A 14420-nucleotide genomic window follows, 5' to 3' on the forward strand; every position below is an offset into this window, starting at 1 on the left:
CATAATTCTCCTTATAATGATAACGTTTACAATTTATTATATAAAATTTCTCGAGAGAAGTAAATAGGATAACGGATTATTATATGTTTTCGTGAGGAAGGTCCTATCTTTTGTTATTTCTTAAAACATGGTATAATGAAGTATTAAGAATTCAGGAGGGAAGCAGATGCGTTGTCCTAAGTGTGGTGGTAGTAAATCAAGTGTTATTGACAGTCGGCAAGCAGAAGATGGTAATACAATTCGTCGTCGTCGTGAGTGTGATGAATGTCAGTATCGCTTTACGACTTATGAACGTGTAGAAGAACGGACGCTCGTTGTCGTTAAAAAAGATGGCACGCGGGAACAATTTTCAAGAGACAAGATCTTTAATGGAATCATTCGTTCGGCGCAAAAACGTCCTGTTTCTAGTGATGAGATTGAGGAAATTGTCAGCAGAATTGAGCAAAAAGTGCGCAGCAGCAATGAAAACGAGATCGCAAGCGAGTATATCGGTGGTTTAGTAATGGAAGAGTTAGCGGATTTAGATGAAATTACTTATGTTCGTTTTGCTAGTGTTTATCGTAGCTTTAAAGATGTGAGCGAGTTGGAAAACCTCTTGAAACAGATTACAAAAACAGCGAAAAAGAAAAAGGAACAATAGATGAAACCGAATGATCAATTTTCTTTTGTGAAGAATAATCTGATTAGTCAGGACAGCACCAATTTGATTCGTCTGTATTTGCCAATTCTAGGGTTTGATGCGACTTCTATCTATCAATATTTTCTTGCTTTTTGGGACGATGGAAAATCATCTTATACTTTTGGGCACATTTTGAATCATCTCAATCTGGGGATGAATGCCTTGCAAAAAAGTTTAGAAATGTTGTCCGCTATGCAGTTAGTAGAGCTTTATCATACGGAGAATCATTTTCAGGTCTATTTGCAGCCCACATTAGCGTCTGGTGAATTTTTAAGCAATCCTGTTTACAAGCGCCTGTTAGAAAAGAAGATTGGCGAAGCTGCGGTAGAGGCTTTGTTGCCTAGTCAACCAAAGGGTGAGAAGCAAGGTGTGAAGCTGTCAGAGATTTTTCAAGTGGAAGATGCAAAGGCAGAGACGCAATCAAAACAGAATCATTTTGACTTGGATTACTTTAAACAATTGATGGCGCGAGAAAACTTGCGTTTTGAAAACGAAAAAGAAGATTTGCTGGTACTCTTTGCTATTTCAGAGCAACAAAATTGGACTTGGTATGAGACCTATTTGTTGGCTAAGGAAACGGCTGTCGGTCATGTGATTTCGACCAAGCGAATGAAACAAAAATTAAATCAAAAACCTGCTGTAAGCGGATTTTCTAATGCTGAACAAACGATTATCCGAGAGGCTAAGAGTAAGTCAGCCATGCAGTTTTTGGCAGAAATCAAAAAAACCAAGCATGCGACAATCACACGAGGAGAACGTCAGTGTTTGCAAGAACTGGCTAATTTGGGACTGTTAGATGAAGTGATCAATGTGATTTTGCTGTTGACTTTTAATAAGGTAAATTCAGCCAACCTTAATGAAAAGTATGCTTTAAAAGTAGCAAATGACTTTTCATATCAGGAGGTGGTATCAGCAGAAGAAGCAGTTTTGCGGATTCGTGAGCGAAATCAACAACCAAGCAAAAAAGCAAATCAAACAACTACTTCAAAGAGCAATGTTCCCGACTGGAGCAATCCTGACTATAAGAATGAAACAAGTGCTGAAAAGCAGGCTGAGCTAGAGGAGCAAAAGAGAAAACTTTTAGCGAAATTAGACCAAGGAGGTGACTAGATGGAGAGTGTTGGACAAACGATGGCGCATAGGAAACAAGCTCGTCAATTTGACTATGAAGAGTTGGTGAAACAAATCGTTGCCGATCCAGATGTGGCGGCTTTTATCCAGTCTGAGCGATTGACACCTGCTGAAATCAAACGAAGCATTTCTAAGTTTAATCAGTATATTTCTGAGCGAAACCGTTTCTTGCTAGGTGATAAAGCGTATATTGCCAAAGGCTATAAGCCGATATTGGTGAAGAATGAGGGGTATGCAGACGTTTCTTATGAAGAAACTCCAGAACTAGTCGAAGCGCAGAAACAAGCAACTATCAATGCACGGTTAAATTTAATTAGTCTTCCGGCTAGTCTCAAGGAAGCTAGTTTGGCAAAAGTGGATTTGGACGATGTTGGTCGTTATAAGGCTTTTGAGTTGCTGACGAATTTTGTGGCAGATTATCCAAACTACAAAAAAGCGATTTACCTTTATGGTGATTTTGGCGTGGGAAAAAGTTACATGATGGCAGCCTTAGCACATGATTTGTCGGAAAAACGCAGTGTTTCCACGACCTTGCTTCATTATCCTAGTTTTGTTTTGGATGTAAAGAATGCTATTTCTTCTGGTCTCGTTAAGGAAAAGATTGATGAAGTAAAAGTAGCACAAGTCTTGATTTTGGATGATATTGGTGCGGAGCAATCAAGTCTTTGGATGCGAGATGAGATTTTGCAGGTTATTTTGCAGCATCGGATGCAGGAAAATTTGCCAACTTTCTTTACATCAAATTTTAATTTTGCGGATTTGGAACGCCATTTTGCTACATCCAAAAACGGAGATGAAACTTGGCAGGCTCGTCGGGTCATGGAAAGAATAAAATTCTTAGCAGAGGAAGTTCGTCTGGAAGGAGAAAATCGCCGATGAATGAAACGATTGATTTGATGAAAAAGCATACTTCTGTTCGTCGTTTTACAGATGAGCAGATTTCAGATGAGGATTTGAAGGCGATTATTGATGCTGGTCGAGCAGCCTCTAGCTGGAAGAATTTCCAATCTTATTCGATTATTGTTGTTCGCAGTCAAGAAAAGAAAGCAGCCTTGTTTGATTTAGTGCCTCAGGAGGCTATTCGTCAGTCGTCTGTTTTTCTTCTTTTTATCGGAGACCTCAATCGAGCTGAGAAAGGTGTGCGACTTCATACGGATACCTTTTACTCACAAGGAGTGGAGAATCTTCTGATTAGTTCTGTTGACGCTAGTCTGGTCGCGCAGAATACTCTTTTGGCGGCTGAAAGTCTGGGATATGGCGGGGTCATCATTGGCTTGATTCGCTATGCTTCTAGGGAAATAGCAGAGCTGTTTAACTTACCAGATTATACGTATCCTATTTTTGGAATGGCTTTGGGAAAGCCGGATCAGCACCATGCTGTTAAACCACGTTTGCCGTATGAAACAGTCGTTTTTGAAGAAAACTATCAAGAACAGGACACATCTGTTATTCAGAACTATGATCAGATTCAAGCAGACTATGCTGGAGATCGAGCAACTGATACATGGAGCGAGCGACTAGCGAAGCAATTTGCTCAAAAGCCCAATCTTGCTAGTCAAAATCTATTACAAGACAAGAAATTATTGTAAAATAAAGAGAGTGAGACAAAATCGGTCATTTCGAAACAATTCGATTTTGTTGGCTTGCCCGCACAGCTCGAAAGGTTTGGGAAACCTTCCGAGGTTGGAAATAAAGTCAAGTAAAACTTGACGCCAAAAGGGTGTAAAAGTTGATTTATCAGCGTATTAGACACCACTTAGCAGTGTTTGGTTGGCACTAAATTGCTTAAAATCAATAGAGTTTCTCCAAACCGCTGCGCCCTGTAATTATAACTACATAAACAAGCGAAGCTGAGCATTGTGTCTCAGCTTCTTAGAACAGAAAGAGGAACACTATGGCTTTACCAACTATTGCCATTGTCGGCCGTCCTAATGTCGGCAAATCAACACTTTTTAACCGGATTGCCGGGGAGCGGATTTCGATTGTTGAGGATGTTGAAGGAGTGACCAGAGACCGTATTTATGCAACGGCTGAGTGGCTGAATCGCAAGTTTAGCATGATTGATACAGGCGGGATTGATGATGTAGATGCGCCTTTTATGGAGCAAATCAAGCACCAAGCAGAGATTGCTATGGAGGAAGCGGATGTCATCGTTTTTGTGGTGTCTGGAAAAGAAGGTATTACAGATGCGGATGAATATGTGGCTCGTATGCTCTACAAGACCCACAAGCCGATTATTCTAGCGGTTAATAAAGTAGATAACCCAGAGATGCGTAGTGAAATTTTTGATTTTTATGCGCTTGGTTTGGGTGACCCTTATCCCGTTTCTTCTGTTCATGGGATTGGCACGGGGGATATCTTAGATGCCATTGTGGAAAATCTCCCCAATGAAGAAGCAGCTGAAAATCCAGACATGATTAAATTCAGCCTCATCGGTCGTCCCAATGTCGGCAAGTCTAGCCTAATCAATGCGATTTTAGGAGAAGATCGTGTGATTGCTAGTCCTGTGGCTGGTACTACTCGTGATGCGATTGATACGGTCTTTACGGACGATGAGGGACAAGAATTTACCATGATTGATACAGCGGGTATGCGTAAGTCAGGTAAGGTCTATGAAAATACAGAGAAGTATTCTGTTATGCGAGCTATGCGAGCTATTGACCGCTCTGATGTGGTGCTTATGGTGCTCAATGCTGAAGAGGGCATTCGCGAGTATGACAAGCGCATTGCTGGTTTTGCTCATGAAGCAGGTAAAGGAATTATTATCGTTGTTAACAAGTGGGACACGCTGGAAAAAGATAACAAGACAATGCAAAATTGGGAAGCCGATATTCGCGACCAATTTCAGTATCTCTCTTATGCACCGATTGTCTTTGTATCAGCTCTGACTAAGCAACGTTTGCATCAATTGCCAGGCATGATTAAGAGAATTAGTCAAAGTCAAAATACTCGCATTCCGTCAGCTGTTCTCAACGACGTCATCATGGATGCCATTGCGATTAATCCGACACCGACCGACAAAGGCAAACGGCTGAAAATCTTCTATGCGACACAAGTTGCGACCAAACCGCCAACCTTTGTTATTTTCGTCAATGAAGAAGAGCTCATGCACTTTTCTTATATGCGCTTCCTAGAAAACCAAATCCGCAAAGCTTTCGTATTTGAAGGAACACCAATTCATCTCATTGCCAGAAAGCGGAAGTAGGGCGGAACTAACTAAACAAGGCTGAACATAAAAATAGTAGAAGTGGTACAGTACAAGATAACTAGTCTAACGTACTTATGTGAGAAAGAAATATGAATTAGATAAATATTGCTAAAGTGGTGCTCATTGGAATTGCAAGTGCAGCTTATGTGAATATTCATTATGATGATAGAAAGTACAAACCGTTTGGTTTTCGCTATTGGTTATCACTTTTTAGTTTGATAGTTGTAGGAATTGCACATCTTTTCTTGGCTGCTATAACATTGGGCGTCATTTGGTTGATGATAACAAAATTCTCTCTACTTTTACTGGGAATTTGGCTCCTTTTAGTATTCTTAGTAATAGGAAATACAATATTGCTAGTCGGTTTTATGAAAGTGTTGATTGCACGCACTAAGCACTATAAAAAGCTCAACGAGGACATTTTCTAAAAGAAAGCGAGGAGAACCTTGCTTTTTTTCTTTATGCTGAAAATATGGTATAATGAATAGATAAAATAAAGGTGGTACTTATGGCAAAATTGATTCCTGGGAAGATTCGGACGGAAGGAATTGCCCTTTACGAAGCAGGGAAAATTGAAATTCTCAAAGTGAAAGATCAGATGATTTACAGCCGAGTTGAAAATCACAATCTGCGATATAGCTTGGACGACGAAGCCATTTTTTGTGCCTGTGATTTTTTTCAAAAAAAGAAATACTGTGCTCATCTAGCAGGTTTAGAATATTTTCTTAAAAATGACCCTGAAGGAAAAGTCGTTTTGACTAATCTTGAAGAGGAGCAAACAACTTCAGAAGAAACTCAAACGAAGGTTTCTTTTGGCAGTCTCTTCTTGGATAAAATCCTCCAGACAGAAGAAGTAGCCGTCCGCTATGAACTGTCTGCGGTCGGGCAAGAAGATGATTATACAGGACAATTTTTGTGGACCTTGCGCATCAGTCGTTTACCAGATGAGCGCTCCTATGTTATCCGGGATATTCGTGCTTTTTTAAAGATTGTTGAAAAAGGCGATTATTATCAAATCGGCAAGCACTATTATGAAAAAATGCAATTGGCTGCTTTTGATGAAGCTAGTCAAGAGGTGATCCAGTTTTTACGAGGACTTGTTTCTTATCAGCAAGATCAAGATACTTCTTTTATCTTTCCAAATGCAGCTAGACATCTTTATTTTCCGTCTAGTCTGTTTGAAGAAGGCGTAAATCGACTCATGAATTTACCACATTTTCGCTTAGAATACAGTCTTTATGACTATGACAAAATCTTTTTCCAAGATTTGCATGCTGAAGTAGGCATCTATGATTTTACAGTAGAGGAAAATTTGGATTATTTTGAACTCACCATTACAGAGCAAAATTATAAAATCTTGTATGGTGGTGACTTTATTTTTTATGGGGATCATTTCTATCAACTGACGGAGCAACAAAAGCGGATGATTCAGGTGATTCGAGAATTGCCTGTGGATACCGATCGCAAAAAACGCCTTCAATTTGATACAAGCGATCAAGCAAAACTAGCTTCAGGACTATTAGAATTTGGTAAAGTCGGCTCTATTCACGCACCAGAAAGTTTGATGATTCATACGTTCACTCCGCTGTTTGCTTTCGAGTTATTGGATACTCAGGAAATTCGTCTCAAAATCCAGTTTGACTATGGAAATCGTGTTGTGGATACTCGTTTTAAGTTGGAAGAACTACCATTTGCCAGCGATTTCCAGTTAGAACAAAAGGTTTTTCAACAAGCTCTGTCTGCTGGTTTTGAAGCAGATTTCACAAGCACTCTTCCACCATTGCAACCACAAGAAATCTACTCCTTTTTCACGGCGACTCTGCCTCATTTTAGACGCTTGGGAAGGGTATCTGTGGCAGAAAACCTGACAGCCTTGTACCAAGTGGAAAGACCGGCAGTTTCTGTTCAGACAAATGGTGGCTTGTTGGACATCGGGTTTGATTTTACAAGTATTGACCAAGTGGAAGTGGATGATGCTTTAGAAGCTCTTTTTTCGGCTAATGATTATTTCATTAGTCGCTCTGGCAAGGTGCTCATGTTTGACGAAGAAACAAAAAGAGTCAGCAAAACCTTACAGGATTTACGAGCTAAAAAAGGAAAAGACGGCATTTTCCAAACGCAGAAGATTGCTGCTTATCAGCTATCTGAATTGTTTAAAGACCAAGAAAAAGTTAGCTTTTCAGAGGAGTTCCGCCATTTAGCCTTTGACTTGACGCATCCAGAGGAGTTTGCGCTACCTACATTAAAAGTGGAAGCAACTTTGCGTGATTACCAAGAAACGGGTGTCAAATGGATGTCTATGCTTCATCGTTACGGATTTGGTGGTATTTTAGCAGATGATATGGGGTTGGGAAAAACCCTTCAAACCATTGCCTTTTTAAGTAGTCAGCTAAAAAAAGAGACCAATGTTTTGATTTTGGCTCCATCTAGTTTGATTTACAATTGGCTGGATGAGTTTGCGAAATTTGCACCAGAAATGGATGTAGCGGTCATTTATGGATTAAAACCAGTCAGAGATAACTTGATTGCAGAAGGTCATCAGGTGATGATTACAAGCTATGCTTCTTTCCGTCAAGATGTTGAAGAATATAGTCAATTGAACTTCGATTATCTCTTTTTAGATGAAGCGCAGGTCATGAAAAATGCACAGACCAAGATTGCTCATCATTTACGAAATTTTGAGGTCAAAAATACCTTTGCTCTTTCTGGAACGCCGATTGAAAATAACCTCAGCGAATTATGGTCTATTTTTCAAATTGTTTTGCCAGGATTATTACCTAGCAAAAAGAACTTTTTGAAACTGCCTGCAGAAACTGTTGCTCGTTTTATCAAACCATTTGTCATGCGGCGGAAGAAAGAAGATGTCTTGCAAGAATTGCCAGAACTCATCGAAGTTTCTTATCGCAATGAGCTTGCAGATAGTCAAAAAGCTATCTACCTAGCACAACTAAAACAAATGCAGGAGCGTGTGCTTACTTCTACAGATGAAGAACTTAATCGCAGTAAAATGGAAATCTTATCTGGCTTGATGCGATTACGTCAAATCTGCGATACTCCTGCGCTCTTTATGGAGGACTATCATGGAGAGAGTGGCAAACTAGAAAGCCTGCTAGAACTATTAGAGCAGATTCAGACAGGAAGCCACCGTGTGTTAATCTTTTCTCAATTCCGAGGTATGCTAGACATTATCGAAAAAGAATTGAAAAAGATGAAAATGGAGATGTTTAAAATTACAGGCTCCACCCCAGCAAAAGATCGCCAAGAGATGACAAATGCTTTCAACAATGGGGAAGGAGACGCTTTTCTAATCTCCCTAAAAGCTGGTGGCGTTGGCTTAAACCTGACAGGTGCTGATACTGTTATCTTAGTAGACCTTTGGTGGAACCCAGCAGTAGAGTCCCAGGCAATTGGTCGAGCTCACCGTATGGGTCAAGAAAGAAATGTAGAAGTCTATCGATTGATTACGCGAGGCACAATCGAAGAAAAAATTCAAGAATTGCAAGAAAGCAAGCGTCATCTCGTGTCAACTATCTTAGACGGAACAGAATCTCGTAGCAGTCTATCTGTTGCTGAAATACGAGAAATTCTAGGAATTTCTACAGAAACACTTGAAAAATAGCACCAATAGGTTATAATGAGGTGTTGAAAGGAAATGTGCTAATGAAAGAAAAAACTTTTCCATTGATTTCTGACGATGAAGTCATGTTATCAGAAATGCCGCGCATGAATCTTTATGATGAAAGCGATCTTATCAGCAATATTAATGGTGACTATGTCGATAAAAATTATTTAGAATGGGAACCAATTGTAAAAAAAATTGCAGACAGTCAAGTAAAAGAAGGACAGGCAAAGTCTTACCAAGCGACTTCAGCTGTTCAATCTGTCAAAGCCAAAAAGTCTGCTTCAAAAAGTTATGCAGAATTGGCTAGAGAAGAAGCCAGAGCGGATTTAAAAAAGAAACGTTCGGCAGCTTATTTGACATCGGATTTTACAGCTAAAAAGCGCTCCTATCTTGCTGTTACGAATGGTAACACAGCTATTTCACATCAACCAACAGCATTTTTCCAAAAGGAAAATGGTAGTGAATTGGCAAAATACAGTCGGAATTTGAAACAGGACCATTATATTTTAGCAGATATCAAAGTAAATACCTCTTTGCCGAAGGAATCACCCAAAAAATCTAAAAATAATTATGACTTTTTAAAGACAAGTCAAATTTACAACAAAAAAGAATTGCAAAGCCAAAGAGAGCGTCGGATAGCGCAAGAGCTAAATTTAACACGGCTGGAAGAAAAATAATCGAACGTTGACAAGAGCCAAATATTTTTGTGTGAACTTGGTTTCACCCAATTTAACGCTCTTAGCATTTAAGGAGAAATTATGACAAAAACCTATCATTTTATCGGGATTAAAGGCTCTGGAATGAGTGCTTTAGCATTGATGCTGCATCAAATGGGACATCACGTTCAGGGAAGCGATGTGGAGAAATATTATTTTACACAACGTGGCTTAGAGCAAGCAGGGATTAAAATCCTGCCTTTTGACGAAAAAAACCTTCAAGCAGATGTAGAAGTCATTGCAGGAAATGCTTTTCGTCCGGATAATAATATTGAAATTGCCTATGCTGATGCAAATGGAATTGCTTATAAGCGCTACCATGAATTTCTGGGAACTTTCATGCGTGATTTTGTCAGCATGGGAGTGGCAGGGGCACATGGAAAGACATCAACGACGGGTATGTTGGCACACGTTTTGTCAAACATTACGGATACCAGTTACCTGATTGGTGACGGGACGGGGCGCGGCTCTGCAAATGCGAAATACTTTGCATTTGAAGCAGATGAATACGAACGTCATTTTATGCCTTATCATCCTGAATATTCAATTATCACGAATATTGACTTCGACCACCCAGATTATTTCACCAGCTTAGAAGATGTTTTCAATGCTTTTAATGATTATGCTAAACAGGTTAGCAAAGGATTATTTGTTTACGGTGAAGACAAAGAATTGCGCCGGGTCACAACTAACGCTCCTATTTATTACTATGGCTTTAATGAAGGTAATGACTTTATCGCTCATGATTTACTTCGTTCTACAACGGGTTCTAGCTTTAAAGTTTCTTTCCGTGGGCAAGAATTAGGAGAATTTAAGATTCCTAGCTTTGGTCGCCACAATATCATGAATGCAACAGCAGTCATTGGTTTGTTATACACCGCTGGATTTGACTTAAATTTAGTTCGGGAGCATTTAGTCACTTTTGGTGGTGTGAAACGTCGTTTTACTGAAAAAGTGGTCAACGGAACGACAATTATTGATGATTTTGCGCATCACCCAACTGAAATTATTGCGACGTTGGATGCAGCTCGTCAGAAATATCCAAGTAAAGAAATTGTTGCGATTTTCCAACCACATACTTTTACCAGGACCATTGCACTTTTGGACGAATTTGCCGAAGCTTTGAATCAAGCCGATGCCGTTTATTTGGCGCAAATCTATGGCTCTGCGCGTGAAGTGGATCACGGAGATGTCAAAGTAGAAGATTTAGCTGAAAAAATTATCAAAAAGGCAGAAATTATTACTGTTGACAATGTTTCGCCATTGTTAGAACACCCAAATGCTGTTTATGTTTTCATGGGAGCTGGGGATATTCAGACTTATGAATATTCTTTTGAACGTTTGCTATCCAATTTGACAAGCAATGTCCAGTAATCTAATACCACAAGTCACCCTTCGAGAAGCTTCTTTGGAAGATTGGAAGGCAATCGTTGCGATTGAGGAGGCGAATTTTTCCACAGAAGCAGCTGGTGCAGAAACAATCCAAAAATGGATTGAACAGGGTCAAACGAACTTTTTAATAGCGGAATTAAATGAGAAAATAGCTGGCTACCTTGTAGGGTCAGCCGTTTTTTCACGTCATTTGACAAAGGAAATGATAGACAATTCGTCAAAGTGGCAGCAAAATTCTGATTTTATGACGATTCAGCGCTTATCCATTCATCCAGATTTTAAAGAGCAGGGACTGGGAACTTTGCTTTTAGCTGCTTGCAAAGAAATAGCTGTTGCACAAAATCAAAAAGGTCTTCAGTTGGTTTGTTCGGATGAGTTGATTTCTTACTACGAAATGAATGCTTTCATAAACGAAGGAATTTCTGAAAGGGGAGATAGCCATGCTATTTTATATGAATTCGTTTGGGAAAATCCATATTTTAAGGAGGGAAAATGAAGATTAGACAGGCAAATTTATCAGATTTGGATGCTATTACGACTATTGAATGGGAAAACTTTGGACCAGAAGAAGCTCTGAGTCGAGATATTTTAGAAGCCCATATCCAAAAACTAACAACCAGTTTCTTAGTAGCTGAACGAGACGGTCAGATTTTAGGATACCTTGAAGGACCTGTTCGTCCAGAACGCCATTTAGTAGATCAATCCTTTACTTCTGAGGTAGAAGATTATAGTCATTTGACAGACCATTATATTTCGTTGACCAGTTTATCTATTGCTAAAAATGCTCAAAATATGGGGTTAGGTAGAAGTTTGTTGAATACAATGAAGGATATTGCTGTTCGCGACCAGCGTTTGGGAATCAACTTAACCTGTCATGATTATTTGGTCACTTACTATGAAAAACATGGTTTTATCAACGAGGGTGTATCCCAATCTACTTATGCAGGTGAAGTTTGGTATGATATGCTTTGGAAAACTCCCAAATAGTGGAGAAAAGAATTGATTATTCTGTAGGATGCTTGAAAGAAAGGCATTCTCTTATTGCTTTTCTTTACCTTTTAAGATATAATAGTAGGGATATTGAACAAGGAGGTCAACTATTTGGCTGAAGATTCACAAGAAAAAGAAGGGCTGAGTTTTAAAGAACAGATTCTGCGCGACTTGGCTAAAGCAAAGGGAACTGAACAACCAAAACCTGTAGAAGAATCTAATGATTTGCAGGAAAAGTTAGGTTTGGGTCAATCTGTGCTTCCTTCTGCACAGGAAGAAGAGAAAGCAACTGTTTCTGAAAAGGATATACCAAAAGTTCAAAAAGAAGAAAGTGGCGAACCAGAGCCTGCTCCTTTAGAAAGTCCCCTTCCAACCGTTGAACAAATAGAAGCCGAAGCGGCAGCTAGGGAAGATAAAGAGTTTAATACTCATACAACGAAAGTGCCTGTTTCTTACCCAACCAATCAAGCGGTTGAAGAAAGTAAAGCTCCGGAAGAATTGGTTCGACCTGCAGTTTACGGAACGGAGCAAGACACAAAGAAACTTTCCCGTTCAAATCGGACTGCTCAAACGATTAACACGAAAAAGCGTCAAAACAAAATCGCCAGAAAAATCGTCAAAACGGTCTTAATTTTGTTGCTTTTAGGGATTGGTTTAACTGGTTTCTTTGCTTATCGCTATGTTACATCAGCTTTACAACCAGTTGATGCGAAAAATACAAAGTATGTGACGATTAAGATTCCGACTGGATCGAGCACCAAAGCAATTGGAACGGTCTTGGAAAAAGCTGGTTTAATCAAAAATTCTCAGATTTTTAGCTATTATGCTAAGTTTAATAACTATGCAGATTTCCAATCGGGTTATTACAATCTGCAAAAGAGCATGAGTTTGGATACGATTGCTAAAAAGCTACAGCAAGGTGGAACGGATACTCCGCAGGATCCTTCAATGGAAAAATTAACCATTCCAGAAGGATATACGATTGACCAAATTGCAAAAACGATTGCGAAGTTGAAGAAAAATAAATTGTCTTCGGATACGTTCTTAAAGAAAGTGCAAGATGATAATTTTATCACTCAGGAAGCTACAAAATATCCAAACTTATTAGGCAATTTAGCTAAAAAAGAGAGCGGTGTTAAGTATCGCTTAGAAGGCTATCTTTTCCCTGCTACTTACAATGTGACCAACAGCATAACTGCTGAAACGCTCATTGACCAAATGTTAGCAGCAATGGATAAAACCATGTCGCAATATTATGATGTTTTAGCCTCAAAGAACTTGACTGTGCACGATGTTTTGACAATTGCGTCCTTGGTTGAAAAAGAAGGTTCAACAGATCAAGACCGAAAAAACATCGCAAGTGTCTTTTACAATCGTTTAAATCAAAACATGCCTTTGCAAAGTAATATTGCAATTTTGTATGCTCAAGGGAAGCTTGGTCAAAAGACAACCTTAGCAGAAGACGCTGCGATTGATACTAATATTGATTCGCCTTACAATGTTTATAAAAATACCGGTTTAATGCCTGGTCCTGTAGACAATCCTAGTCTTTCTGCTATTGAAGCGACTGTTAATCCAGCCAAAACGGATTATCTTTACTTCGTAGCCAATACAGAAACAGGAAATGTTTATTTCGCAAATACCTATGAAGAACATGAAAAAAATGTTCAAGAGCATGTTAATAGTAAATTAACACAATCAAGTAGTTCGAATTAAAGAAGCGGGACAAACGTAACTTTTAAAACTTGATTTTGTTCTACTTCTGAGCAATGATGTATAAGTCTAAAAAGATTGCTACAAGTGTATTTTAGACTAGATGAAGAATGCACCTTGCAAAGCAAGCGAATATTAAAAAGAAGCTGGGACGAAAGTTTCCAGCTTCAAAGTATAAAGTATATAGTTATAATAAACCAACGACGCAGCTACTGATTGCTCAAAGCATTGCTTTGAGGTGGCGGATAGAACTTGTAAAGCAAATCTCAAAGTTGTTTGCTTTTCAAGCTCGGTAGAACACTTTTGACAAAAACTTTGTTTTCTTTATCCACCACCTCAACAGTCTGGGAGACTGTTGAGCAACCCTGCGGGGGTGAGACTAGGAACTAAAATTTTCAAGCTGAGTTCTGTCCCACTCCCTCTTTATTTTAAAAATAGAAAGAAGAAAAAATAATGGCAGAAAAAACTTATCCCATGACCCTTGAAGAAAAGGAAAAACTTGAAAAAGAATTAGAAGAACTTAAATTAGTTCGTCGTCCAGAAGTGGTAGAACGTATTAAAATTGCTCGCTCTTATGGAGACTTATCAGAAAATAGTGAGTATGAAGCAGCCAAAGATGAGCAGGCTTTTGTTGAAGGACAAATCTCAAGTCTGGAAACTAAGATTCGTTACGCTGAAATTGTAAATAGCGATGCAGTGGCACAAGATGAAGTTGCTATCGGTAAGACCGTTACGATTCAAGAAGTTGGTGAAACGGATGAAGAAGTCTATATGATTGTGGGTGCAGCAGGAGCAGATGCTTTTGCTGGAAAGGTTTCTAATGAAAGTCCTATTGGACAAGCTCTAATTGGCAAGAAAACAGGCGATACTGCTACAGTTGAAACACCTGTGGGCAGTTATGATGTAAAAATCCTAAAAGTCGAAAAAACAGCTTAAAAAATAAAGGATTGGGATAGGTTGATGGCTGCG

Annotated in this window: 13 protein-coding genes; all 13 read left to right on the forward strand. The window is 39.2% G+C overall.

All coding sequences use genetic code 11. From position 1 onward, the window contains the following. Window positions 1–166: 166 nt before the first annotated feature. Entirely contained in the window at window positions 167–640 is a 474-nt protein-coding gene (gene nrdR / locus EL079_RS00510) for a transcriptional regulator NrdR (RefSeq protein WP_003029936.1), read from the forward strand. Beyond that, window positions 641–1789: a hypothetical protein gene (locus EL079_RS00515; protein WP_003031644.1), complete on the forward strand. Its 1149-nt coding sequence runs from the start codon at window positions 641–643 to the stop codon at window positions 1787–1789. Next, window positions 1790–2689, forward strand: coding sequence for a primosomal protein DnaI (gene dnaI, locus EL079_RS00520; RefSeq protein ID WP_003031645.1), 900 nt, complete (start codon window positions 1790–1792; stop codon window positions 2687–2689). It begins immediately after the preceding gene. Then, window positions 2686–3399 carry an NADPH-dependent oxidoreductase gene (locus EL079_RS00525; protein WP_003031610.1) on the forward strand — a complete coding sequence of 238 codons (714 nt, stop codon included), beginning with the start codon at window positions 2686–2688 and terminating at the stop codon, window positions 3397–3399. Before dnaI ends, EL079_RS00525 begins: the two co-directional genes overlap by 4 nt. A gap of 305 nt (window positions 3400–3704) precedes the next feature. Further along, complete coding sequence (gene der, locus EL079_RS00530; RefSeq protein ID WP_003031656.1) at window positions 3705–5015, forward strand: ribosome biogenesis GTPase Der; 1311 nt, start codon at window positions 3705–3707, stop codon at window positions 5013–5015. A 116-nt stretch (window positions 5016–5131) separates the two neighbouring features. Then, window positions 5132–5446: a hypothetical protein gene (locus EL079_RS00535; protein ID WP_003031608.1), complete on the forward strand. Its 315-nt coding sequence runs from the start codon at window positions 5132–5134 to the stop codon at window positions 5444–5446. Between the two features lie 80 nt (window positions 5447–5526). After that, complete coding sequence (locus EL079_RS00540; protein ID WP_003031596.1) at window positions 5527–8637, forward strand: DEAD/DEAH box helicase; 3111 nt, start codon at window positions 5527–5529, stop codon at window positions 8635–8637. Window positions 8638–8678: 41 nt separating this feature from the next. Further along, window positions 8679–9317 carry a hypothetical protein gene (locus EL079_RS00545; RefSeq protein WP_018543709.1) on the forward strand — a complete coding sequence of 213 codons (639 nt, stop codon included), beginning with the start codon at window positions 8679–8681 and terminating at the stop codon, window positions 9315–9317. An 81-nt stretch (window positions 9318–9398) separates the two neighbouring features. Continuing rightward, on the forward strand, window positions 9399–10730 hold the full coding sequence (murC, locus tag EL079_RS00550) for a UDP-N-acetylmuramate--L-alanine ligase (protein ID WP_003031594.1): 1332 nt from the start codon (window positions 9399–9401) through the stop codon (window positions 10728–10730). Next, the gene (locus tag EL079_RS00555) at window positions 10720–11244 is read left to right on the forward strand and encodes a GNAT family N-acetyltransferase (protein ID WP_003031617.1); all 525 of its coding nucleotides are present in this window, start codon (window positions 10720–10722) and stop codon (window positions 11242–11244) included. Before murC ends, EL079_RS00555 begins: the two co-directional genes overlap by 11 nt. Further along, a complete protein-coding gene (locus tag EL079_RS00560; protein ID WP_003031662.1) occupies window positions 11241–11735 on the forward strand; it encodes a GNAT family N-acetyltransferase in 495 nt (164 codons plus the stop codon). Before EL079_RS00555 ends, EL079_RS00560 begins: the two co-directional genes overlap by 4 nt. Window positions 11736–11849: 114 nt before the next feature. Further along, on the forward strand, window positions 11850–13454 hold the full coding sequence (mltG, locus tag EL079_RS00565; RefSeq protein ID WP_003031592.1) for an endolytic transglycosylase MltG: 1605 nt from the start codon (window positions 11850–11852) through the stop codon (window positions 13452–13454). 450 nt (window positions 13455–13904) lie between these two features. Further along, entirely contained in the window at window positions 13905–14387 is a 483-nt protein-coding gene (gene greA, locus EL079_RS00575) for a transcription elongation factor GreA (RefSeq protein WP_003029952.1), read from the forward strand. Window positions 14388–14420: the final 33 nt, after the last annotated feature.

The sequence above is a fragment of the Streptococcus anginosus genome, assembly GCF_900636475.1.
In the GTDB taxonomy this organism is placed as follows: domain Bacteria; phylum Bacillota; class Bacilli; order Lactobacillales; family Streptococcaceae; genus Streptococcus; species Streptococcus anginosus.